Here is a 23,736-nt window from a genome sequence, read left to right as displayed (position 1 = left end):
CAAGCGCAAGATTCAGCCCCATGGCAAGGCCCGCGTTGTCCGCTGTAGCGGAGTTGCTCAAACCGATCACCTGGTTCCCTCCGATGTGGGCCTTCTCGTGCGGCGTCGTCGCATCGGGACAGTCGATCACGGCGAACTGGTTTCTCGTCTTCCTCGGCGTGCTGCTCGCCGGGCCGCTGGTCTGCGCGACCAGCCAGGCCGTCAACGACTGGTTCGACCGTCACGTCGACGCGATCAACGAACCCAACCGTCCGATCCCCTCGGGCCGCATCCCCGGCCGCTGGGGGTTGTACATCGCGATCGGCTGGACGGCGCTGTCGCTGCTGGTCGCCACGCAGCTCGGGCCCTGGGGCTTCGGGGCCGCGGTGCTGGGGCTGATCCTGGCCTGGGCCTACAGCGCGCCGCCGGTGCGCCTCAAGCAGAACGGCTGGTGGGGCAACGCCGCCTGCGGCATCTCCTACGAAGGCCTGGCCTGGGTGACGGGCGCGGCGGTGATGGCCGGCGGCGCGATGCCGGCTTCGCACTCGCTGGCGCTGGCGCTGCTCTACAGCATCGGCGCGCACGGGATCATGACGCTCAACGACTTCAAGGCCATCGAGGGCGACAAGAAGATGGGCGTCGGCTCGCTGCCGGTGCGCCTGGGCGTCGACGGCGCGGCGCGCACCGCCTGCATCGTGATGGCGGTGCCGCAGGTCGTCGTCATCGGCATGCTGGTGCAGTGGGGGGCCGTCTGGCACGCCGCGGCGATCGGCGCGCTGCTGGTCGCGCAGGGCGTGCTGATGGCGTGGTTCCTGAAGGATCCGGTCAAGCGCGCGCTGTTCTACAGCGGCTTCGGCGTGCCGCTGTTCGTCAGCGGCATGATGGTCAGCGCCTTCGCGCTGCGTGCGACCGGGGGCCTGGTGTGAGCGCCGCGCACTTCGGCTGGTTCACCGTCTTCCGCCTGGGTCTGGTGCAGGCCTGCATCGGCGCGATGGTGGTGCTGACGACCTCGACGCTGAACCGCATCATGGTCGTCGAGCTGGCGCTGCCGGCGCTGCTGCCGGGGCTGCTGGTGGCGGTGCACTACATGGTGCAGATGATGCGTCCGCGCATGGGCTTCGGCTCCGACGTCGGCGGCCGGCGCACGCCGTGGATCGTCGGCGGCCTGGCGGTGCTGGCCGCCGGCGGCATCGGCGCCGCAGCCTCGGTGGCGCTGATCCCGGTGGCGCGCGTGCCCGGCATCGCTGCGGCCTTCGTGTCCTTCGTCGTCATCGGCCTGGGCGTCGGCGCGGCCGGCACCTCGCTGCTGGTGCTGCTGGCGCAGCGGGTGCCCGAGCATCGCCGCGCGCCGGCCGCGACCATCGTCTGGATGATGATGATCCTCGGCCTGGCGGTGACCGCCGGCGTGGCCGGCAAGCTGCTCGACCCGTACTCGCCGGCGCGGCTGATGGTCGTCGTCACCGGGGTGGCCGTCGCCGCGTTCGTCGTCGCCACGCTCGCGCTGTGGCGCGTCGAGGGCGAGGGCCGGCCGGCGCCGGCCGAGGCCGAGGCCAAGCCCGACTTCCGCCAGGCGCTGGCCGAGGTCTGGGCCGAGACCGATGCCCGCCGCTTCACGATCTTCATCTTCGTGTCGATGCTGGCGTTCAGCGCGCAGGACCTGATCCTCGAGCCCTTCGCCGGCACCGTCTTCGGCTTCACGCCGGGCGAGTCGACCTCGCTGTCGGGCATGCAGCACGGCGGCGTGCTCGCCGGGATGATCCTGGTGGCGCTGGCCGGCCAGCGCCTGGGCACGCTGCGCACCTGGTCGATCGGCGGCTGCCTCGCCTCGGCGCTGTGCCTGCTGTCGCTGGCCGGTGCCGGCATCGTCGGCCCGGGCTGGCCGTTCAAGGCCACGGTGTTCCTGCTCGGCGTGGCCAACGGCGCGTTCTCGATCGCCGCGGTCGGCTCGATGATGCGCCTGGCCGGCGAGGGCAAGGAACGCCGCGAGGGCGTGCGCATGGGGCTGTGGGGTGCGGCGCAGGCCGTCGCCTTCGGCCTGGGCGGCGTGATCGGCACCGGCGCGAGCGACCTCGCGCACTGGCTGCTGGGCGAGCCCTCGGTCGCCTATTCCAGCGTCTTCGCTGCCGAAGCGCTGCTGTTTGTCGTGTCCGCCTTCCTGGCGGCCAAGATCGATGCCCGGCCTCGCGCCACCGCGACGCCGCGCCTTTATGCTGAACCCGCGGTGGCAAAGGTGGAGTGAGATGCAACTGGAGACCTTCGATGTCGTCGTCGTCGGCGGCGGTCCGGCTGGCGCCACGGCGGCCACGGAGATCGCGCGGCAGGGCCGCAGCGTGCTGCTGCTGGACCGTGCCGGCCGCATCAAGCCCTGCGGCGGGGCGATTCCGCCGCGCGCGATCCGCGACTTCGGCATTCCCGACGAGCTGATCGTCGCCAAGGCCTTGTGCGCCCGGATGATCTCGCCGAGCGACGTCAAGGTGGACATCCACATCGAGAACGGCTACGTCGGCCTCGTCGACCGCGAGCACTTCGACGAGTGGCTGCGCGAGCGTGCGCGCCAGTGCGGCGCCGAGCGCCGCACCGGCACCTTCGAGCGCATCGACCGCGACACCGACGGCTGCGCCATCGTGCGCTACCGCCCGCACGACAAGGGCGAGCGCGGCGAAGGCCAGGAGGCCGCGGTGCGCGCCCGCGCGATCATCGGTGCCGACGGCGCCCGCTCGGAGGTCGCGCGCCAGCAGATCGCCTGCGCCAACGAGATCGAGTACGTCTTCGCCTACCACGAGATCATCGAGGCGCCCGAGCCCGGCCACCCCGACTACGACCCCAACCGCTGCGACGTCTACTACCGCGGCACGATCTCGCCGGACTTCTACGGCTGGGTGTTCCCGCACGGCAAGACGATGAGCGTGGGCACCGGCAGCGCCGACAAGGGGTTCTCGCTGCGCAACGCGACCGCCAAGCTGCGCGAGGACGCCGGCCTGGCCAACTGCAGGACGATCCGCCGCGAAGGCGCGCCGATCCCGCTGAAGCCGCTGCGCTGCTGGGACAACGGCCGCGACGTCGTGCTCGCCGGCGACGCCTCGGGCGTCGTCGCGCCGGCCTCGGGCGAGGGCATCTACTACGCGCTGGCCGGCGGCCGCTTCGCCGCCGAGGCGGTGCTGGAGATGCTGCGCACCGGCGACGCCAAGGCGCTGGCCGGCGCGCGCCGCAACTTCATGCGCGAGCACGGCCGCGTGTTCTGGATCCTCGGCGTCATGCAGCGCTTCTGGTACTCCAGCGACAAGCGCCGCGAGCGTTTCGTCAGCATCTGCAAGGACAAGGACGTGCAGCAGCTGACCTTCGACTCGTACATGAACAAGCGGCTGACGCGGCGCAAGCCGATGGCCCACGTGCGCATCTTCTTCAAGGACATCGCGCACCTGCTGGGCCTGGCCCGGGTCTGACGACGGCGGCGTGGCGCTCGTCGACATCGTCATCGCCGTCACGCTGCTCGAGGGCCTGGCGCTCTGGGTCTGGCACGCGCGCACTGGGCGCGGCCTGGCGCCGCGCGAGTTCGTCGCCAACCTCTGCGCCGGCCTGGCGCTGATGCTGGCGGTCAGGGCGGCCCTGTCAGGTGCCTCCTGGACCTGGGTGGCCACCGGCCTGGCCGCCGCCGGCGTCGCGCACCTGCTGGACCTGCGCCGGCGCTGGCGCCGCTGAGGCTCAGGCGTCTTCCTCGGGCGCCTGGAAGTCGGGCACGAGGACCTCGCAGACGATGCCGCGCGGCGTGTTCTCGCGCCAGCGCACCTCGCCGGCCAGCAGCTTCACGCGCTTGCGCACGCCGCCCATGCCCAGGCCGTGGGCCCAGGACTGCGGGTCGCGGCCGTCGCCGTCGTCGCTGACGGCCAGCGTCAGCCGCGCGCCGGCAAGCATCACCTGGACGTCCACGCGCGTGGCGTGGCCGTGGTACAGCGCGTTCGTCACCAGCTCGCGGATCACGCGCGTGATCGCCGACCACTGCACGACGGTCAGGCGGACGTCGCGGTCGTACTCCACCGACCAGCCGAGCTGCACCTGGGCTGCCGTCAGGCGCTGGGTCAGGTCGGCCTTCCACTCGGCCGCGGCGTGCGACAGCCGGTGCTCGGCTGCGGCCAGGCCGCGCGTCAGGGTCTTCAGGTCCAGCAGCGTGTGGCGGATGTAGTCCTCCATCTCCGGTGTCGGCGACTGGTACATCAGCGTCAGCAGGCGGGCCCCGATGTCGTCGTGCAGGTCCTGGGCGATGCGCAGCCGTTCCTCGTTGCGTCCGCGTTCGACGGCCTGGTCATAGGCCACCGCACGGCGCAGCTGTTCGACGACACGCTCGGCCAGTCGCGCGTCGTCGCGCGAGAACAGGCGCTGGCCGCGGCGCGCGAAACGCAGCACCAGCGACAGCGGCCGGCTGCCGCCGCGGGCGCCGCGCACCGGCACGATCAGCGCGGCGCCGCCGCCGACGACCGAGGCACGCGGCGAGTCGCGTTCCAGGCGCAGCACCTCCAGCGGCTCGAACAGGTCGCGCAGCAGCTCGGCGACCAGCGTCGAGTAGCGTGCCGGCTGCTTCTGCAGCTCGCGTGCGACGCGGTAGAGCTGCTCGAAGCTGCGTTCGGTGGTCAGCACCTCGGCGCCGATCGTCTGGTTCAGGATCCATTGGCGCGAGACGGTGTAGGCCCCCAGCGCCAGCAGAACCGCCAGCGTCAGCGACGTCAGCTGGCCGAGCGAGAAGATGGCGACGAACAGCAGGTCCAGCGAGATCGCGATCGTGCCGATGCCCGCCAGCATCGCGAGCTCGCGCAGCGCCAGCCGCGAGCGCGACAGAAAGGGCACCAGCAGCAGCAGCGAGCTCAGGAACAGCGTCCAGATCAGCGAGCCGGCCGCGGCGATCGTGCCGGGCGGCCCCGGCGTGCCGGCGGCGGCAGCCATGCCCAGCGTCACGAGGGCGAAGGCGCCGACGGCGATGAAGCCCAGCCGCCGCAGCACCGCCGAGAACGGATTGGGCTCCAGGCGGTACGACCAGCTGATCGTCGCCAATGCCGCCGCGCCTTGCGCCAGCATCGTGCCCTGGGTCCACCACCAGACCTGCTGCAGCCCGCCCGCGTGCGCCAGCGCCGGCAGCAGCAGCACCGGCAGCCAGCCGGCCGCCGCGATGACCAGCCGGTGCGGCAGCGGGCGCGGGTGCAGCGTGAAGGCGTGCAGCACCGCGGCGCCGGTCGCCAGGTCCAGCGCCATGCGCGCGATGGGCTCCAGGGTGGCGAATCCGGCCGGCAGTCCCAGCCCCCGCATCGAGCCGACGGCGATGATCAGCAGCGTCGCTGCCTGGCACAGCACGACCGTCAGGTACAGCAGGTTGCGCCCCTGGGGCCGGGCGAGCACGACGAAGGCGCCGACCAGCGCGACGGCCAGCGCCAGCCCGGCGAGCGGCCAGAACAGCAGCCCGAGGCCGCCGTAGCCGCGCGGCCGCGCGGGCACCGGCACCTCGATGCCGTTGCGGAACTCGACGAAGACCTCGCGGCCCTCGAGCACCGCGGCCAGCGCCTCCTGCCGGGCGATCAGCTGGGCGCGCATGGTGTCGTCGACCTGCCAGCGCGGCGAGCGCTCGGTCAGCATCTCGTCGACCTGCAGCTCCCGGCCGTCGGCGTTGCGCAGCACGATCGGTGCGCGTCCGACCATCGGCTCGAGCGCCGGGATCGAGGTCGACAGCACCGTCGGCGGGCCGCTGACGGTGGGCAGCAGCACGATGTCCAGCGACGGGATCGCCGCCAGCCAGCGCGCCAGCGCGAGGATGCCCAGGACGCCCGCCACGGCCAGCAGCACCAGCAGCTGGCGCCGCCAGCCCGGGCGCTGGACGGGCAGCTCGCGGCCGAGCGCCGGCTCCAGCGGGGTGTTGTCGAAACTCGAATCGCCGGGGACGGCGGGACGTTCCGTCATGGCGATGGGGCAGCGGCGGTGCGGCGCCGCCGCGGGCTCAGACCAGGCCCTGCTTGCTCGCCAGCACCGCGGCCTCGGCGCGGCTGGAGACGTTCAGCTTCTTGTAGATGGACTTGATGTGGTCGTTGACGGTGAACCACTTGATGCCCATCAGGCTGGCGATCTCCTTGATCGTGAAGCCCTTGCTGAGGTAGGTGAGCACTTCGCTCTCCCGCGGCGTCAGGCGCTCGTGCTCGGGCAGCGCCTTCTCCATCGGCACCGGCCGGCTGGTCGTGAAGCCGGTCGTGCTGACGAAGCCGCTGTCCGGCGGCAGGTCGGGGCCGGCGCCCTGGCGGAAGTGGGTCAGCAGGCGGCGTGCGATCGCCGGCGACAGCGGCGGCTGGCCACGCACGATCTTCTGCAGCTCCTCGACCAGGACCTCGAAGCGGTCCTCCTTCAGCAGGTAGCCGTCGGCGCCGTGCTGCAGGGCGGGGAAGAGATGCTCGTCGTCGGAGTACAGCGTCGTGACGATCTTCGTCGCCGGGTAGTGCGCCAGCTCGGCCAGCAACTCCATGCCGTTGCCGTCGGGCAGTTCCAGGTCGATCAGGATGAGCTTGAACGGATCGACGCCGTGCAGCCCTGTGGCGCCGCCGGCCAGCGTGATCTGGCGGCGCGCCGACTCGAGATCGCCGGCCTCGGTGATGTGGTTCGCATCGCTGAAGCTCTCGCGAACGACCCGGCAAAGGAAGCTGCGCGCCACCGGGTTGTCTTCCAGGATCAGCACCTTGACGGCCATAGCCGACCTCCCCCTTATTCGCTCGGCCGTCATCCTAGCGCGTTCGCTTCGCGCCCGGACAGGTGCACCCCCTGCCTCAGTTGCCGCAGTCGACCAGCAGCTTGCCCAGGGCGCGGCGCGAGGCCATGCGTTCGTAAGCCTGGGGCAAGTCTTCGAGGGCGAAGCGGGCTCCGACGACCGGCTTGACGCGGCCCTCGGCGTACCAGCGCGCGAGCTGGCCGATCGCCGCGGCGCTGGCCTGCGGTTCGCGGCGCACGAACTCGCCCCAGAAGACGCCGACGATGGACGCGCCCTTGAGCAGCGCGAGGTTCCACGGCAGCGCCGGGATCGTGCCGGCGGCGAAGCCGACGACGAGGTAGCGCCCGCGCCAGGCGATCGAACGCAGCGCCGGCTCGGCCAGGTCGCCGCCGACCGGGTCGTAGACGAGGTCCGGCCCGCGGCCGCCAGTCAGCGCCTTCAGCGCGTCGCGCAGCTTGTCCACCGAGTAGTCGATGGTCGCGTCGGCGCCCAGCTCGCGGCAGAGCGCGCATTTCTCGGCGCTGGACGCGGCGGCGATGACCCGCGCCCCGGCCGCCTTGGCGATCTGCAGCGCCGCGCTGCCGACGCCCCCGGCGGCCCCCAGCACCAGCACCGTCTCGCCGGCGACGAGGCCGCCGCGGTCGATCAGCGCGTGGTGCGAGGTGCCGTAGGTGAAGGCGAAGGCCGCCGCGTCCTCCAGCGCGAAGCCCGGTGGCAGCGCGATCGCCCGGCCGGCGTCGACGCAGGCGTGGGTGGCGAAGCCGCCATGCGTGCCGATCACGGCCACCGGCTGGCCGACGGCCAGCGTCGTCACGCCCTCGCCGAGCGCCTCGACGACGCCGGCGAACTCGGCGCCGGGCACGAAGGGCAGGGCAGGCCGCGCCTGGTACTTGCCCTCGACGATCAGCAGGTCGGGGAAGTTCAGGCTCGCGGCGCGGATCGCCACGCGCACCTCGCCGGGTGCCGGCTCGGGTGTCGGCAGTTCGCGCCATTGCAGGCCGGCCACGCCGTCCAGCGATTCACAGAGCCAGGCCTTCATCGTCGTCTCCTGTCGAGTGCCGCGGGCATCTTAGGCAGCGCGGCACCGGCAGGCCGTCGCGAAGGCGACGTCCGGGCGACTCCCTACAATGCCCCGATGCGCATCCTGATCGCCAACGACGACGGTTATCTGGCCCCCGGCATCGCCGCGCTGGTCAAGGCCTGCGAGGGCCTGGGCACGATCGACGTCATCGCCCCGGAGCAGAACGCCAGCGGCACCTCCAACGCGCTGACGCTGAACCGGCCGCTGTCGGTGTTCGAGGCGCGAGGCGAGCCGGTGCGCGGGTTCCGCGTCGTCAACGGCACGCCGTCGGACTCGGTGCACGTCGCGCTGACCGGGCTGCTGCCGCACAAGCCCGACCTGGTGCTCTCGGGCATCAACCAGGGTGCCAACATGGGCGACGACACGCTGTACTCGGGCACCGTCGCTGCGGCGATGGAAGGCTACCTGTTCGGCATCCCGGCGATCGCCTTCTCGCAGGTGGAGAAGGGCTGGACCCACCTCGACGCCGCCGCCGCGACGGCACGGGCCATCGTCGAGCAGGTGCTCGCCGGCGGCCCGCCCAGCGGGCCCTGGCTGCTGAACGTCAACATCCCCAACCGCGCCGACGCGGCGTCGCTGCCGCGCCTGGTCACGCGGCTGGGCCGCCGCCACGCCAGCGAGCCGGTGATCCACCAGACCAACCCGCGTGGCGAGCCGATCTACTGGATCGGCCCGGCCGGCGACGCGCGCGACGCCGGCGAAGGCACCGATTTCCACGCCGTCGCCCGCGGCGCGGTGTCGATCACGCCGCTGCAGGTCGATCTGACCGACCACGCGATGCGTGGCGCCTGGGCGTCCCGGCTGGGTGTGCCGCTGGCATGAGCCCGCAGGACATGTCCGGGGCTCATTCCCGCTCGGCGGGACCGGCCGCCAGGCCGAAGGTTGCCCCAGCGAGCCCGCAGGACTTGTCCGGGGCTCGTTCCCGCCTGGCGGGACCGGCCGAAGGCCGAGGGGTGCCCCGGTGACCACCAAGCCGCCGCGCTTTCCGCTCGGGCTGCACCACGTGCAGCCGCGTTCACCGGCGCGGCCGGCCACCGACGTGCTGCGCCCGCAGCGCCTGCTGCACGACGCGGCGCGCGACGCCGCACGCCGCGTCGCACCCAGCGGGCTGGGGCTGGACTCGCCCGCGGTGCGCGAGCGCATGGTGGCCCGCCTGCACGCCGACGGCCTGCGCTGCGAGCCGGTGCTGCGCGCCTTTGCCGCGGTGCCGCGCCACCACTTCGTCGACAGCGCGCTGGCGATCCAGGCCTACGAGGACACCAGCCTGCCGATCGGCCTCGGCCAGACGATCTCCAAGCCTTCGGTGGTCGGCCGCATGCTCGCGCTGCTGTTCGGCGGCGAACGTGCCGCGGCCGCCGGCCACCTCGGCCGCGTGCTGGAGATTGGCACCGGCTGCGGCTACCAGACGGCGCTGCTGGCGCAGCTGTCGCGCCGCGTCGTCTCGATGGAACGCCTGAAGCCGCTGCACGACAAGGCCCGCGAGAACCTGGCCGCACTGCGCCTGCCCGGCGACCTGCGCCTGCTCTACGGCGACGGCCGCCTCGGGCATGCGCCGCTGGCCCCTTACGACAGCATCGTGGCCGCCGCCGGCGGCGAGGACATCCCGGCCGCCTGGCTCGACCAGCTGGCCGAAGGCGGGCGCCTCGTCGCCCCGATGCACGATCCGGCCCTGGGCGGACAGGTGCTCGTCGTCGTCGACCGCCGCCCCGAAGGGCTGAGGCGCCAGATTCACGATGCCGTCCATTTCGTCCCTCTAAAATCCGGCACGGCATGACCTACGACGCACCCCAAGAGTTGAATCGTCGCGTGACCCGGGGCCGCCCCGCGTCCGCCCTGCTGCCGATGGCCGTCCTCGCCGCCCTGGTGGCCGGCTGCGCCAGCCCGACGCATCGCGCCCCGGTCGAGGACCGCGGCGGCCGCGGCACGGCACCTGTCGCCGCCGCCGACGCCGCAGTGAAGCCGCCGCCCGGCCAGGAGAACCTCGGCAAGCCCGGCTACTACGCCGTGAAGCCCGGCGACACGCTGATCCGCATCGGCCTGGAGAACGGCCAGAACTGGCGCGACATCGCCCGCTGGAACAACCTCGAGAACCCCGACCGCATCGAGGTCGGGCAGGTGGTGCGCGTGGTGCCGCCGGCGGCCGAGACCTCGGCCGTCGTCGTGCGCCCGGTGCTGCCGCCGGGCCGCACCGAGGCCCGGCCGGTGGGCGCGCCGGCCTCCGGTGCGTCGACCGCCGCGTCGTCGGCGACGCCGTCGACGAGCGCGCCCTCCGCGGTCGCCACCCCGGCGCCGGCACCGTCGTCGCCGCCTCCGGCCGCGCGTGACGGTGACGACGACCTGAACTGGACCTGGCCGGCTTCGGGCCATGTGGCCGCCGGCTTCGACGAACTGCGCAGCAAGGGCCTGGCGATCACCGGCAAGGCCGGCGATCCGGTCTTCGCCGCCGCCGACGGCCGTGTCGTCTATGCCGGCTCCGGCCTGCGCGGCTACGGCAACCTCATCATCGTCAAGCACAACGCCACCTTCCTGTCCGCGTACGCGCACAACCAGACGCTGCTGGTGAAGGAAGACCAGGTCGTGCGCCGCGGCCAGAAGATCGCCGAGATGGGCTCCAGCGATGCCGACCGGGTGCAGCTGCACTTCGAGATCCGGCGCCAGGGCAAGCCGGTCGATCCGGCGAAGCTGCTGCCCTCGCGGTAGCGCACGCGGAGCCGGGCGGATGGTCACGCGGCGCGATGCGCACGACGGCCCCGCCGAAGGCTCCGACACGTTCGAGCCGGGCGCCGCCCCCGAGGCGCCCGAACTCGCGGCGTCCCCGCCGCCCGCCAACGGCGAGGCCGAGCACGGCAACACGCTGCAGAGCTATCTGCGCGACATCCGCCGCGCGCCGCTGATGAGTGCCGAGGAGGAGCACGCGACCGCGGTGCGTGCACGCGCCGGCGACTTCGCGGCGCGCCAGACGATGATCGAGCGCAACCTGCGCCTCGTCGTCAGCATCGCCAAGCACTACGTCGGCCGCGGCATGCCGATGATCGACCTGATCGAGGAAGGCAACCTCGGCCTGATGCATGCCACCGGCAAGTTCGAGCCCGAGCGCGGTTTCCGCTTCTCGACCTACGCCTCGTGGTGGATCCGGCAGAGCATCGAGCGGGCGATCATGCACCAGGCCCGGCTGATCCGGCTGCCGGTGCACGTCGTGCGCGAGCTCAACCAGGTGCTCAAGGCGCGCCGGGCGCTGGAGTCTTCGCGCCATGGCGAGGCCGAGCGGCCGGTCTCGGTCGACGAGGTCGCCGCGGCGCTGGGCCGCCCGGTCGACGAGGTCGCCGAGCTGCTGAAGCTCGCCGAGCAGCCGACCTCGCTGGACATGCCGCTGGAGCGCGAAGGCGGCGAGTCGATGCTCGACACGGTGGCCGACGACGATGCCGTCGACCCGCTCGGTCTGACGCTCAGCCGCGAGGCCGTGCACCTGCTGGACCACGGTCTGGCCGAGCTCAACGAGCGCGAGCGCGAGGTGCTTGCCGGCCGCTTCGGCCTGCACGATCGCGAGCCCGAGACGCTGGAGGAACTGGCCGTGCGACTGGGCCTCACGCGCGAGCGCATCCGCCAGATCCAGCAGGAAGCCCTGCTCAAGCTCAAGCGCCGCATGATGCGCCGTGGCGTCGATCGCGACGCGCTGTTCTGAGTCGGGGCGCCGGCCCGGGATAATCGGGGCATGAGTTCAGGTACGGATTGGCTGCAGGTCGAGTCGCTCGACCTCGAGGCCCAGGGCGTCGCGCATCGCGCCGACGGCAAGGTGGTGTTCATCGAAGGCGCGCTGCCGGGCGAGACCGTGCAGGTGCAGGTCGCGCGGCGCAAGAACCAGTGGGAGCAGGGCGTGCTCTCCGCGCTGGCACGCGAGAGTTCGCAGCGCGTGCGCCCGGGCTGCGCCCACTTCGGGCTGCATGCGGGCGCTTGCGGCGGCTGCAAGATGCAGCACCTGCATCCGGCGGCCCAGGTCGCCGTCAAGCAGCGGGTGCTGGAGGACAACCTCTGGCATCTCGGCAAGGTCAAGCCCGAGCGGCTGCTGCGCCCGGTCCACGGGCCGGCCTGGGGGTATCGCTGGCGCGCGCGGCTGTCGGTGCGCTACGTGCCGAAGAAGGGCACGGTGCTGGTGGGCTTTCACGAGCGCAAGTCGCGCTACGTCGCCGACATGCTCGAGTGCCCGGTGCTGCCGGCCCAGGTCAGCGCGATGCTGCCGGCGCTGCGCGAGCTGGTCGGCGCGATGGAGCAGCGAGACCGCCTGCCGCAGATCGAGCTGGCCGCCGGCGACGAGGTCGTCGCGCTGGTGCTGCGCCACCTCGAGCCCTTGTCGGCCGGCGATGCGGCCAGGCTGCGCGCCTTCGGTGCCGAGCACGGTGTGCAGTGGTGGCTGCAGCCCAAGGGGCCGGAGACCGTTCACCGTCTCGACGACGGTGGGCCGCAGCTCTCTTACTCGCTGCCCGAGTACGGCGTGACGATGCCGTTCAAGCCGACCGACTTCACGCAGGTGAACCCGCAGATCAACCGCGTGCTCGTCGACCGCGCGGTGCGGCTGCTCGACCCGAAGCCGCACGAACGTGTCGTCGACTGGTTCTGCGGCCTGGGCAACTTCACGCTGCCGCTGGCGCGGCGTGCGGCCGCAGTGCACGGCATCGAAGGCAGCGAGACGCTGGTGCAGCGGGCGCGCGAGAACGCCGCCGCCAACGGCCTCGCGGCCAACACCAGCTTTGCCGCGCGCAACCTGTTCGAGATGAGCGCCGACGAGCTGATGACCAGCGGCGCCGCCGACGCCTGGCTCGTGGACCCGCCGCGCGAAGGCGCGTTCGCGCTCGCCAAGTCGCTGGCCGAGCTGCGCGGCCGCGAGGGCTGGACGCCGCCGCGGCGCATCGTCTACGTCAGCTGCAACCCGGCGACGCTGGCGCGCGACGCCGGGCTGATCGTGCACCTGGCGGGCTTCCGCTGCGTCGCCGCGGGCGTCGTCAACATGTTCCCGCACACCGCCCACGTCGAGAGCGTCGCGGTGTTCGAGCGCACCGAGGCGGCGCTCGTCCCGCGCCCCGAGGGCGAGGCGCAGCCGGAGCTCGCCGGGGTGGAAGTCGCGCCCGAGGCTGGCTGACGCGTCCGCGACGCACAAGAAAAACGGGGCCCTCGGGCCCCGTTTTCGTTGCTCGTGCGAGCGTCAGTCGCGTTCGCCGCCGAAGATGCCCAGCAGCATCAGCAGGCTCTGGAACACGTTGTAGATGTCCAGGTAGATCGCCAGCGTGGCGCTGATGTAGTTCGTCTCGCCGCCGTCGATGACACGCTTGACGTCGACCAGCATGAAGGCCGAGAAGATGCCGATCGCGGCGACGGACAGCGTCAGCATCAGCGCGCTGGACTGCACGAAGATGTTGATGACGCCAGCGACCAGCAGCAGGATCGCGCCGACGAACAGGAACTTCGACAGGTTCGACAGGTCGCGCTTGACCACCGTGGCCAGCGAGGCCATCGCGAAGAACACCGCCGCGGTGCCGCCGAAGGCGGTCATGATCAGCGACGCGCCATTCGAGAAGCCGAGGATGGCCGCCAGCATGCGCGACAGCATCAGGCCCATGAAGAACGTGAAGCCGAGCAGCACGCCGACGCCGGCCGCCGAGTTCTTGGTCTTCTCGATCGCGAACATGAACGCGAACGCGCCGCCGAGGAAGACCAGCGCGCTCATGCCCATGCCGAGGCTGGCCGTGATGCCGGTGGTGACGCCGATCCAGGCACCGAGCACGGTCGGCACGAGAGACAGCGCGAGCAGCGCATAGGTGTTGCGCAGGACGCGGTTGCGCTGCGCGGTCAGAACGCCGCCGCCTGCGAAACCGCCGTAGGTGGGCGAAGTGCGATCCATCAGACCTCCGAAGGGGGTTGTGACAAAGACGACTCTTTGAGTCGGAAAGCAATTGTAGGTTCCGTCATTCGTCGAATGGCCCCGCGGCGCCCTGGGCTGTTCTCCTGGCGGGGCAGGCGGCGGGAAGTGCCGCCTCCGCGGCTGCGGCCACGGGGCTGTATCACGATCGTTGACCGGTGGGTTCCACGAATCGGCTATACTCAGCAGGTTTACCCGCCATCACCGCAGCCCTAGCGAAACTCCGTCGTCGGTTTCCCCCTCGGACCACCCTTCACCGGGTGGCGCTGGGCGCGCGAATCCCGGAGCTTTTCACTTGCTGCCCGTCCTGCCCCCCGCACTCCTCGCACTCGCAGACGGCACGACCTTCCTCGGTACCTCGATCGGCGCGCCCGGTCGGACCGTCGGCGAGGTGGTGTTCAACACCGCGCTCACCGGCTACCAGGAAATCCTCACCGACCCGAGCTATTGCCGGCAGATCGTCACGCTGACGTATCCGCACATCGGCAACGTCGGCGTCAACGAGGAAGACGTCGAGGCCGCCAAGGTTCACGCCGCCGGCCTGGTCATCAAGGACCTGCCGCTGCGCGTCTCCAACTTCCGCGCCACGTTGTCGCTGGCGCAGTACCTCGAGCGCGAGGGCACGGTGGCCATCGCCGGCATCGACACCCGACGCCTGACGCGCGTGCTGCGCACGACCGGCGCGCAGAACGGCTGCATCGTCAGCTTCGTGCCCGGCACCGTCGTCGGTGAAGCCGAGATCGCCGCCGCCGTCGCCGCCGCCCAGGCCGCGCCGTCGATGGCCGGGCTGGACCTGGCCCAGGTCGTGTCGGCCGACGCGCCCTACGAGTGGACCGAGACGTCCTGGCAGCTCGGCCGTGGCCACGGCACGCTGGTCGATGCCAAGTTCCACGTCGTCGCCTACGACTTCGGCGTCAAGCGCAACATCCTGCGCCTGCTGGCCGACCGCGGCTGCCGCGTCACCGTCGTGCCGGCGAAGACGCCGGCCGCCGAGGTGTTCAAGCTGAAACCCGACGGCGTCTTTCTCAGCAACGGCCCGGGCGACCCGGAGCCCTGCGACTACGCCATCGCCGCGGCGCGCGAGATCATCGACGCCGGCGTGCCGACCTTCGGCATCTGCCTGGGCCACCAGATCATGGCCCTGGCCTCGGGTGCGAAGACCTTCAAGATGAAGTTCGGCCACCACGGCGGCAACCATCCGGTGAAGGATCTGGACAGCGGCCGCGTCAGCATCACCAGCCAGAACCACGGCTTCGCGGTCGACGAGAAGACGCTGGGTGCCAACCTGCGCCCCACGCACGTCAGCCTGTTCGACGGCACGCTGCAGGGCCTGGCCCGCACCGACCGCCCGGCCTTCTGCTTCCAGGGACACCCCGAGGCCAGCCCCGGCCCGCACGACATCGGCTACCTGTTCGACCGCTTCGTGGCGCTGATGCAAGAGAGAGCCTGACCCATGCCCAAGCGCAACGACATCCACAAGATCCTCATCATCGGCGCCGGCCCGATCATCATCGGCCAGGCCTGCGAGTTCGACTATTCCGGCGCCCAGGCCTGCAAGGCGCTGCGCGAGGAGGGCTACAAGGTCATCCTCGTCAACAGCAACCCGGCGACGATCATGACCGACCCGGAGATGGCCGATGTCACCTACATCGAGCCCATCACCTGGCAGGTCGTCGAGAAGATCATCGCCAAGGAGCGCCCCGACGCGATCCTGCCGACGATGGGCGGCCAGACGGCGCTGAACTGCGCGCTGGATCTGCACCGCCATGGCGTGCTCGCCAAGTACGGCGTCGAGATGATCGGCGCCAACGAGCACGCGATCGAGAAGGCCGAAGACCGCATGAAGTTCAAGGACGCGATGACGGCCATCGGGCTGGAATCGGCCAAGAGCGGCATCGCGCACAGCATGGAGGAAGCGCTCGCGGTGCAGCGGCGCATCCAGTCCGAGATCGGCGGCACGGGCTTCCCGATGGTCATCCGCCCGAGCTTCACGATGGGCGGCACCGGTGGCGGCATCGCCTACAACCCGGAGGAGTTCGAGGAGATCTGCAAGCGCGGCCTCGACCTTTCGCCGACCAAGGAACTGCTCATCGAGGAGTCGCTGATCGGCTGGAAGGAGTACGAGATGGAAGTCGTCCGCGACCGCGCGGACAACTGCATCATCGTCTGCTCCATCGAGAACCTCGACCCGATGGGCATCCACACCGGTGACTCGATCACCGTGGCGCCCGCGCAGACGCTGACCGACAAGGAATACCAGCTGATGCGCAACGCGTCGATCGCGATCCTGCGCGAGATCGGCGTCGACACCGGCGGCTCCAACGTCCAGTTCTCGGTCAATCCGAACAATGGCCGCCTGATCGTCATCGAGATGAACCCGCGTGTGTCGCGTTCGTCGGCGCTGGCGTCCAAGGCCACCGGCTTCCCGATCGCCAAGGTCGCGGCCAAGCTGGCCGTCGGCTACACGCTCGACGAGCTGAAGAACGACATCACCGGCGGCGCGACGCCGGCCAGCTTCGAGCCCTCGATCGACTACGTCGTCACCAAGATTCCGCGCTTCGCGTTCGAGAAGTTCCCCGCCGCCGACCCGCACCTGACGACGCAGATGAAGTCCGTCGGCGAGGTGATGGCGATGGGCCGCACCTTCCAGGAGAGCTTCCAGAAGGCGCTGCGCGGCCTGGAGACCGGCATCGACGGCCTGACCGAGCGCAGCACCGACCGCGACGAGATCGTCGACGAGATCGGCAACGTCGGCCCCGAGCGCATCCTGTTCCTGGCCGACGCCTTTCGCATCGGCATGACGCTGGACGAGGTCTTCGAGGAGACCGCGGTCGACCCGTGGTTCCTGGCCCAGATCCAGGACCTGGTGACCACCGAGCAGCAGGTCGCCGCGCGTGCCGACCTGGCCGCGCTGTCGGCCGCCGAGCTGCGCTGGCTGAAGGCCAAGGGCTTCTCCGACAAGCGTCTGGCCAAGCTGCTGGGCACGAACCAGCACGCGGTGCGCGCGCGCCGCCACGAACTGGGCGTGCGCCCGGTCTACAAGCGCGTGGACACCTGCGCCGCCGAGTTCGCGACGCAGACCGCCTACATGTACTCCACGTACGACGAGGAGTGCGAGGCCGAGCCCACCGACAAGAAGAAGATCATGGTGCTCGGCGGCGGCCCCAACCGCATCGGCCAGGGCATCGAGTTCGACTACTGCTGCGTGCACGCGGCGCTGGCGATGCGCGAGGACGGGTACGAGACCATCATGGTCAACTGCAACCCGGAGACCGTGTCGACCGACTACGACACCAGCGACCGCCTGTACTTCGAGCCCGTGACGCTGGAAGACGTGCTGGAGATCGTCGACAAGGAAAAGCCGGTCGGCGTCATCGTCCAGTACGGCGGCCAGACGCCGCTGAAGCTGGCGCTGGACCTCGAGCGCGCCGGCGTGCCGATCATCGGCACGACGCCTGACTCGATCGACATCGCCGAGGACCGCGAGCGCTTCCAGAAGCTGCTGCACGAACTCGGCCTGAAGCAGCCGCCCAACCGCACCGCGCGCACCGAGGAGCAGGCGCTGGCGCTGGCCCACGAGATCGGCTATCCGCTGGTCGTGCGCCCGAGCTACGTGCTCGGCGGCCGCGCGATGGAGATCGTGCACGGCGACAAGGACCTCGAGCGCTACATGCGCGAGGCGGTCAAGGTCAGCGACAAGAGCCCGGTGCTGCTCGACCGCTTCCTCGACGACGCCGTCGAGGTCGACGTCGACTGCATCGCTGACGCGACGGGCAAGGTGCTGATCGGCGGCATCATGGAACACGTCGAGGCCGCCGGCATCCACAGCGGCGATTCGGCCTGCTCGCTGCCGCCGTACTCGCTGTCGCCGGCGCTGCAGGACGAGATGCGCCGCCAGGCCGCGGCGATGGCCAAGGCGCTGGGCGTCGTCGGCCTGATGAACACCCAGTTCGCCGTCCAGGGCGAGGGCGACGACGCCGTCGTCTACGTGCTCGAGGTGAACCCGCGCGCCTCGCGCACCGTGCCCTTCGTCAGCAAGGCCACCGGCCGCCCGCTGGCCAAGATCGCCGCGCGCTGCATGGCCGGGCGGTCGCTGGACGAGCAGGGCATCGGCGAGGAGATCGTGCCGCCGTTCTTCAGCGTCAAGGAAGCGGTCTTCCCGTTCAACAAGTTCCCCGGCGTCGACCCGATCCTCGGCCCGGAGATGCGCTCGACCGGCGAGGTGATGGGCGTCGGCAGGACCTTCGGCGAGGCGATGCTCAAGAGCCAGCTCGGCGCCGGTTCGCGCCTGCCCGAGAAGGGCACGGTCGTCATCACGGTGAAGAACAGCGACAAGCAGCGCGCCGTGAAGGTCGCTGCCGATCTGGTCGACCTCGGCTACGAGGTGCTCGCCACCAAGGGCACGGCGCAGGCGATCGCCGACGCCGGCGTGCCGGTGAAGCTCGTCAACAAGGTCAAGGACGGCCGCCCGCACATTGCCGACAAGGTCAAGGCCGGCGAGGTGCAGCTGGTCTTCACGACGGTGGACGAAACGCGCACGGCGATTGCCGATTCGCGTTATATCCGTACGGCGGCTCTGGCCAATCGTGTCACCTATTACACGACGATGGCCGGCAGCGAGGCGGCCACCGAGGCGCTGAAGCACCAGGATGACCTCGAAGTGCTTTCGCTGCAGGAATTGCACGCGGAACTGAATTAGACTCCGGCCCTTCGCTGATCCGCCGCAGGCGCCCGACCGGGCCCCTGCGGCGGATTCACTTTGTCCGAACACAAGACGCTCACCATGGCCACCATCCCCCTGACCCGGCGCGGCGCCGAAAAGCTGAAGGAAGAACTGCAACGCCTGAAGACCGTCGAGCGCCATGCGGTCATCCAGGCCATCGCCGAGGCTCGTGCCCAGGGCGACCTGTCCGAGAACGCCGAGTACGACGCGGCCAAGGACAAGCAGGGCTTCATCGAAGGCCGGATCAAGGAGCTCGAGGGCAAGCTCGCCGCGGCCCAGGTCATCGACCCGTCGGCGCTGGACGCCGGCGGCAAGGTCGTCTTCGGCGCCACGGTCGACCTCGCCGACGAGGACACCGGGGCCGAGGTCACCTACCAGATCGTCGGTGACGACGAGGCCGACCTGAAGGAAGGCCGGATCTCGATCAGCAGCCCGATCGCGCGGGCGCTGATCGGCAAGATGGCCGGCGACGTCGCCGAGGTGCAGGCGCCGGGCGGCGTCAGGCACTGGGAGATCGTCGAGGTGAAGTACCTCTGACGATGGCGCTGCAGCGCTGGCGTCGCCTGCTGCCGGGCCTGTGGGCCGGCTGGCTGCTGTGCGTCGCGCTGCTGGCGACGCCGGCGGGGTTCGCGCTGCTGCCGCAGGCCGACGCCGGCCGGCTGGCTGCGCGCATGCTGGCGCAGGAAGCCTATACCAGCCTCGCGCTGGGCGTCGTGATGGTGCTGCTGGAGCGTGCCTGCGTGCGGCGTGATGGCGGCGCGCAGTTCTCGTGGGGCTTCGGCCTGGCGCTGGGTGCGATCTTCTGCACCGTCGCCGGCTATTTCGTCATCCAGCCGATGATGCCGGCGGCGCGCCTGGGGCAGGGGCCGTTGTCGTTCGGCGCCCTGCATGCGATCAGCAGCGCGTTCTACGCGCTCAAGTGCATCCTGGTGATGGTGCTGGCCTGGCGCGCGACGCTCAGTCCGAGACCTTCTTCTTGACGCTGGTGGCGCGCGGCTTCACGCGCTTGATCTGGCCGCCGGCGGTGACCCGCTGGTTGCCGTAGACCTTGACCTTCGTGACCGTCGCGCGGTGGTTGCCGCTCTTGGAGAACTTGACCAGCTTGACGACACGCGGCCCCGGCTTGCGGTCCTCGCGCTCGGTCTTCTCCTTGGCCGGGATCGGGCGCCACAGCACCAGCAGCTTGCCGATCTGCTGCACCGGCGCGGCGTTCAGCTCGCCGGCCAGCTGGGCCATCATCGCCGCACGGGCGTTGCGGTCGTCGGAGAAGATGCGGACCTTGATCAGTCCGTGGGCGTTCAGCGCCGCGTCGGTCTCCTTGACCACCGCGGGGGTCAGGCCGTCGGCTCCGATCAGGACGACCGGGTCGAGGTGGTGGGCGTCGGCGCGGTGTTGCTTGCGCTCGGCAGGCGTGAGTTCAATGGCGGGCATCGCCGTATTATCGACCGACGAATGAAATCATCGAAGAGCAAACGCGTCAATCGAGCCTGGCTGCACGATCACCTGACCGATCCGTACGTGAAGGCAGCCCAGCGCGACGGCTATCGTTCGCGTGCCGCCTACAAGCTCAAGGAGATCGACGAGGCCCTCGGGCTGATCAAGCCCGGCCAGGTGGCCGTCGACCTGGGTGCCACGCCCGGCGCCTGGAGCCAGTACCTGCGCCGCCGCTTCGCACCCGAAGGCGCCGCGGCGGGCGCGCTCGACGGCACGATCATCGCGCTGGACATCCTCGACTTCGAGCCGATCGAAGGCGTCACCTTCCTGCAGGGCGACTTCCGCGAGGACGAGGTCGCCGCCCGCCTAGCCGCCGAGCTCGCCGGCCGTCCGGTCGACATCGTGGTCTCGGACATGGCGCCCAACCTGTCGGGCATTCCGGTCTCGGACGCGGCGCGCATCGCGCACCTGGTGGAACTGGCGGTCGAGTTCGCGCTCCAGCACCTCAAGCCCGAAGGGGCGCTGGTCTGCAAGGCCTTCCACGGCAGCGGCTACAGCCAGCTCGTCAAGCTCTTCAAGGACAGCTTTCGCGTCGTCAAGCCGATCAAGCCCAAGGCCTCGCGCGACAAGTCGGCCGAGACCTTTCTGGTCGGCATCGGCCCCAAGAACGGCAAGGGCGTCGCCGACAGCGGAAAATGACGCTGTCCGGTGGTGTTTCACCCGGTTTTTCTCGTCCAGGCCCATACCCTTGTGTCGAATAGAATGATCCCCACCTACCGTGGAATTCGGTTGGCCCGCGTGGTGGCCTTCCGCGCCGTTGAACTGGAGAAGGAGCCGCGGTGAACAATCAGTGGTTTTCCAAGGTCGCCGTCTGGCTGGTGATCGCCCTCGTGCTCTTCACCGTCTTCAAGCAGTTCGACCGGGGGGCGGCGGCGGGCAACCAGATCGGCTACTCCGACTTCCTCGAGGAAGTGCGCAGCAAGCGCATCAAGTCGGTCACGCTGCAGGAGAACCCCGGCGGCGGCACCGAGATCATCGCGACGACGACGGACGACAAGCGCCTGCGCAGCACGGCGACCTACCTCGATCGCGGCCTCGTCGGCGACCTGATCAACAACAACATCAAGTTCGACGTCAAGCCGCGCGAGGAGCCCTCGGTGCTGATGAGCATCCTCGTCAGCTGGGGCCCGATGCTGCTGCTGATCGGCGTCTGGGTGTACTTCATGCGCCAGATGCAGGGCGGCGGCAAGGGCGGCGCCTTCAGCTTCGGCAAGAGCAAGGCGCGCATGCTCGACGAGGCCAACAACTCGACCACCTTCGCCGACGTCGCCGGCTGCGACGAGGCCAAGGAAGAGGTCAAGGAGCTCGTCGACTTCCTGAAGGACCCGCAGAAGTTCCAGAAGCTGGGTGGGCGCATCCCGCGCGGCGTGCTGCTGGTCGGCCCGCCGGGAACCGGCAAGACGCTGCTGGCCAAGGCCATCGCCGGCGAGGCCAAGGTGCCGTTCTTCAGCATCTCCGGCTCCGACTTCGTCGAGATGTTCGTCGGCGTCGGCGCGGCGCGTGTGCGCGACATGTTCGAGCAGGCGAAGAAGAGCGCGCCCTGCATCATCTTCATCGACGAGATCGACGCCGTCGGCCGCCACCGCGGTGCCGGCCTGGGCGGCGGCAACGACGAGCGCGAGCAGACGCTGAACCAGATGCTCGTCGAGATGGACGGCTTCGAGACCAACCTCGGCGTCATCGTGATGGCGGCCACCAACCGGCCCGACATCCTTGACCCGGCGCTGCTGCGCCCGGGCCGTTTCGACCGCCAGGTCTACGTGACGCTGCCCGACGTGCGCGGCCGCGAGCAGATCCTCAACGTGCACATGCGCAAGGTGCCGGTCGGCCAGGACATCCGCGCCGACATCCTGGCGCGCGGCACGCCGGGCTTCTCCGGTGCCGACCTGGCCAACCTGGTCAACGAGGCGGCCCTCTTCGCTGCGCGCCGCAACGGCCGCGTCGTCGAGATGGTCGACTTCGAGAAGGCCAAGGACAAGATCATGATGGGCCCCGAGCGCAAGTCCATGGTCATGCCCGAGGAGGAGCGCAAGAACACGGCCTACCACGAGGCCGGCCACGCGCTCGTCGCGCGCCTGCTGCCCAAGACCGACCCGGTGCACAAGGTGACGATCATCCCGCGTGGCCGTGCGCTGGGCGTGACGATGCAGCTGCCCGAAGGCGACCGCTACAGCATGGACAAGGAGCGCATGCTGTCGACGATCTCGGTGCTGTTCGGCGGCCGCATCGCCGAAGAGGTGTTCATGAACCAGATGACCACCGGCGCCAGCAACGACTTCGAGCGTGCGACGCAGATAGCGCGCGACATGGTCACGCGCTACGGCATGACCGACGAGCTGGGCCCGATGGTCTACGCCGAGAACGAAGGCGAGGTCTTCCTCGGCCGTTCGGTGACCAAGACGACGACGATGTCCGAGGAGACCATGCGCAAGGTCGACGAGGTCATCCGCCGCATCATCGACGAGCGCTACGTCGTCGCGCGCAAGCTGATCGAGGACCACCAGGACAAGATGCACTCGATGGCCCAGGCGCTGCTCGAGTGGGAGACGATCGACGCCGAGCAGATCGACGACATCATGTCCGGCAAGCCGCCGCGCCCGCCGAAGGACTGGACGCCGTCGGCCAACAAGGGCGGCGGCACCACGCCTCCGGCGCATCCGGACGGCACGCCGGCGACGGTCTGAGCTCGCACGACGCCGGGAACGCGGGGCCTTCGGGCCCCGCGTTCGTTTCCGCTGAGCGCCGGCATTCGGGGTCAGGCATTCGGGGTCAGGTCTCACGAGACCTGACCCCAGCTGAAGAACGGGGTCAGGTCTCATGAGACCTGACCCCTGAGTTCGGCCGAGACCTGACCCCTGAGTTCGGCCGAGACCTGACCCCTGAGTTCGGCGGCCCGTCCCGCCTCCGCGCCACCAAGGCACACTGCCTCTCTCGACGACTCAACCGCTCCACCCAGGATGTCCGCTTCCGCCGCCGTCTGGCAGACCGCACGTTTCCGCATCGACCTGTCGCGCCCGCGCGTGATGGGCATCGTCAACGCCACGCCCGACTCGTTCTCCGACGGCGGGCGCTACCGTGACGCCGACGCGGCCCGGGCGCACTGCGACGCGCTGGTCGAGCAGGGCGTCGACATCCTGGACATTGGCGGCGAGTCCACCCGGCCCGGCTCGGTGGCGCCCGACGTCGACGAGGAACTGGCGCGCGTGCTGCCCGTGGTGCGCCACGCCGTGACGCTGGGCGTTCCGGTCTCGGTCGACACGAGCACCCCGGAGGTCATGCGCGCGGTGCTGGCGGCCGGCGCGGACATCGTCAACGACGTGCGCTCGCTGCTGCGCCCCGGTGCCCTCGAGGCGGTGGCGGCGCACCCGACGGCCGGCGTCTGCGTCATGCACATGCGCGGCGAGCCGGCCACGATGCAGTCGCTGACCGACTACGACGACGTCGTTGCCGAGGTCGCCGGCTTCCTGCGCGAGCGGGCGGCCGCGCTGGAGGCCGCCGGCATCGCGCGCGAGCGCATCGCCGCGGACCCCGGCGTCGGCTTCGCGAAGACCGCCGCGCACAACCTCGAGCTGCTGGCGCGCCAGCGCGAACTGCTGGACCTGCAGATGCCGCTGCTGGTCGGCTGGTCGCGCAAGGGCACGCTCGGCCAGCTGACCGGCCGGCCGGCCGGCGAGCGCCTGGCGGCCAGCGTCGCCGCGGCGCTGATGGCCGTCGAACGCGGTGCGCGCATCGTGCGCGTGCACGACGTCGGCGCCACCGTCGATGCGCTCAAGGTCTGGTCGGCGGTGGCCGGCTGCCGCCGCCCGGCCGCCTGA

Annotated in this window: 21 protein-coding genes; 16 read left to right on the top strand and 5 right to left on the bottom strand. The window is 70.6% G+C overall.

Annotated features, from left to right (window positions below; genetic code table 11):
- Positions 1–20 precede the first annotated feature (20 nt).
- The 4 genes from chlG to LOC65_RS15100 are packed head-to-tail and all read left to right on the top strand — an operon-like array spanning position 21 to position 3,678.
- Positions 21–905 carry a chlorophyll synthase ChlG gene (chlG, locus tag LOC65_RS15115; RefSeq protein ID WP_255717948.1) on the top strand — a complete coding sequence of 295 codons (885 nt, stop codon included), beginning with the start codon at positions 21–23 and terminating at the stop codon, positions 903–905.
- Positions 902–2,218, top strand: a complete 1,317-nt coding sequence (locus tag LOC65_RS15110; protein ID WP_009857134.1) for a BCD family MFS transporter — start codon at positions 902–904, stop codon at positions 2,216–2,218. Before chlG ends, LOC65_RS15110 begins: the two co-directional genes overlap by 4 nt.
- Position 2,219: 1 nt before the next feature.
- The gene (locus LOC65_RS15105) at positions 2,220–3,422 is read left to right on the top strand and encodes a geranylgeranyl diphosphate reductase (protein WP_009857135.1); all 1,203 of its coding nucleotides are present in this window, start codon (positions 2,220–2,222) and stop codon (positions 3,420–3,422) included.
- Between the two features lie 10 nt (positions 3,423–3,432).
- Positions 3,433–3,678, top strand: a complete 246-nt coding sequence (locus tag LOC65_RS15100) for a hypothetical protein (protein WP_009857136.1) — start codon at positions 3,433–3,435, stop codon at positions 3,676–3,678.
- A gap of 3 nt (positions 3,679–3,681) precedes the next feature.
- Here the strand turns inward: LOC65_RS15100 and LOC65_RS15095 are convergent, their stop codons facing one another.
- The 3 genes from LOC65_RS15095 to LOC65_RS15085 form a co-directional block, all read right to left on the bottom strand.
- The gene (locus tag LOC65_RS15095) at positions 3,682–5,919 is read right to left on the bottom strand and encodes a sensor histidine kinase (RefSeq protein WP_230248131.1); all 2,238 of its coding nucleotides are present in this window, start codon (positions 5,917–5,919) and stop codon (positions 3,682–3,684) included.
- A 37-nt stretch (positions 5,920–5,956) separates the two neighbouring features.
- Entirely contained in the window at positions 5,957–6,694 is a 738-nt protein-coding gene (locus LOC65_RS15090) for a response regulator transcription factor (RefSeq protein ID WP_029718809.1), read from the bottom strand.
- 76 nt (positions 6,695–6,770) lie between these two features.
- Entirely contained in the window at positions 6,771–7,751 is a 981-nt protein-coding gene (locus tag LOC65_RS15085) for an NADPH:quinone oxidoreductase family protein (protein WP_230248130.1), read from the bottom strand.
- A 96-nt stretch (positions 7,752–7,847) separates the two neighbouring features.
- On the opposite strand from LOC65_RS15085, the gene surE reads away from it, so the two are divergent.
- The 5 genes from surE (at position 7,848) to rlmD (ending at position 12,927) form a co-directional block, all read left to right on the top strand.
- Positions 7,848–8,615 (top strand): 5'/3'-nucleotidase SurE, encoded by a 768-nt coding sequence (gene surE / locus LOC65_RS15080; RefSeq protein WP_230248129.1) that lies wholly within the window; start codon positions 7,848–7,850, stop codon positions 8,613–8,615.
- A gap of 139 nt (positions 8,616–8,754) precedes the next feature.
- On the top strand, positions 8,755–9,567 hold the full coding sequence (locus tag LOC65_RS15075) for a protein-L-isoaspartate(D-aspartate) O-methyltransferase (RefSeq protein ID WP_230248128.1): 813 nt from the start codon (positions 8,755–8,757) through the stop codon (positions 9,565–9,567).
- A 68-nt stretch (positions 9,568–9,635) separates the two neighbouring features.
- Positions 9,636–10,493 (top strand): peptidoglycan DD-metalloendopeptidase family protein, encoded by an 858-nt coding sequence (locus LOC65_RS15070; RefSeq protein WP_230248127.1) that lies wholly within the window; start codon positions 9,636–9,638, stop codon positions 10,491–10,493.
- Between the two features lie 19 nt (positions 10,494–10,512).
- On the top strand, positions 10,513–11,475 hold the full coding sequence (gene rpoS, locus LOC65_RS15065; protein ID WP_230248126.1) for an RNA polymerase sigma factor RpoS: 963 nt from the start codon (positions 10,513–10,515) through the stop codon (positions 11,473–11,475).
- 30 nt (positions 11,476–11,505) lie between these two features.
- Positions 11,506–12,927, top strand: a complete 1,422-nt coding sequence (rlmD, locus tag LOC65_RS15060; protein ID WP_230248125.1) for a 23S rRNA (uracil(1939)-C(5))-methyltransferase RlmD — start codon at positions 11,506–11,508, stop codon at positions 12,925–12,927.
- Positions 12,928–12,990: 63 nt separating this feature from the next.
- On the opposite strand, the gene LOC65_RS15055 is transcribed toward rlmD, so the two are convergent.
- Positions 12,991–13,686: a Bax inhibitor-1/YccA family protein gene (locus LOC65_RS15055; protein ID WP_009857145.1), complete on the bottom strand. Its 696-nt coding sequence runs from the start codon at positions 13,684–13,686 to the stop codon at positions 12,991–12,993.
- 313 nt (positions 13,687–13,999) lie between these two features.
- On the opposite strand from LOC65_RS15055, the gene carA reads away from it, so the two are divergent.
- The 4 genes from carA to LOC65_RS15035 all read left to right on the top strand — a co-directional run bounded on the left by carA (position 14,000) and on the right by LOC65_RS15035 (position 19,407).
- Entirely contained in the window at positions 14,000–15,154 is a 1,155-nt protein-coding gene (carA, locus tag LOC65_RS15050) for a glutamine-hydrolyzing carbamoyl-phosphate synthase small subunit (protein ID WP_230248124.1), read from the top strand.
- Between the two features lie 3 nt (positions 15,155–15,157).
- Positions 15,158–18,403 carry a carbamoyl-phosphate synthase large subunit gene (carB, locus tag LOC65_RS15045; RefSeq protein ID WP_009857147.1) on the top strand — a complete coding sequence of 1,082 codons (3,246 nt, stop codon included), beginning with the start codon at positions 15,158–15,160 and terminating at the stop codon, positions 18,401–18,403.
- 84 nt (positions 18,404–18,487) lie between these two features.
- On the top strand, positions 18,488–18,964 hold the full coding sequence (gene greA / locus LOC65_RS15040) for a transcription elongation factor GreA (RefSeq protein WP_029718807.1): 477 nt from the start codon (positions 18,488–18,490) through the stop codon (positions 18,962–18,964).
- 2 nt (positions 18,965–18,966) lie between these two features.
- On the top strand, positions 18,967–19,407 hold the full coding sequence (locus tag LOC65_RS15035) for a DUF4149 domain-containing protein (RefSeq protein WP_164962085.1): 441 nt from the start codon (positions 18,967–18,969) through the stop codon (positions 19,405–19,407).
- Here LOC65_RS15035 and LOC65_RS15030 read toward each other — a convergent pair.
- Positions 19,385–19,858 (bottom strand): YhbY family RNA-binding protein, encoded by a 474-nt coding sequence (locus LOC65_RS15030; RefSeq protein WP_009857151.1) that lies wholly within the window; start codon positions 19,856–19,858, stop codon positions 19,385–19,387. The two genes, LOC65_RS15035 and LOC65_RS15030, sit on opposite strands and share 23 nt — an antisense overlap.
- 21 nt (positions 19,859–19,879) lie before the next feature.
- Here LOC65_RS15030 and LOC65_RS15025 point away from each other — a divergent pair, with 21 nt between their 5' ends.
- From LOC65_RS15025 to folP, 3 genes are all read left to right on the top strand, one after another.
- A complete protein-coding gene (locus LOC65_RS15025; RefSeq protein ID WP_029718806.1) occupies positions 19,880–20,560 on the top strand; it encodes an RlmE family RNA methyltransferase in 681 nt (226 codons plus the stop codon).
- Positions 20,561–20,700: 140 nt separating this feature from the next.
- Entirely contained in the window at positions 20,701–22,605 is a 1,905-nt protein-coding gene (gene ftsH, locus LOC65_RS15020; protein WP_230248123.1) for an ATP-dependent zinc metalloprotease FtsH, read from the top strand.
- Between the two features lie 273 nt (positions 22,606–22,878).
- On the top strand, positions 22,879–23,736 hold the full coding sequence (gene folP, locus LOC65_RS15015) for a dihydropteroate synthase (protein WP_230248122.1): 858 nt from the start codon (positions 22,879–22,881) through the stop codon (positions 23,734–23,736).

Origin of the sequence: Rubrivivax sp. JA1055 (assembly GCF_020966565.1) — a bacterium.
Taxonomy (GTDB): domain Bacteria; phylum Pseudomonadota; class Gammaproteobacteria; order Burkholderiales; family Burkholderiaceae_C; genus Rubrivivax; species Rubrivivax benzoatilyticus.
Note: the sequence above shows the minus strand (reverse complement) of the source record. Positions and strands in the feature narration are given on the sequence as shown.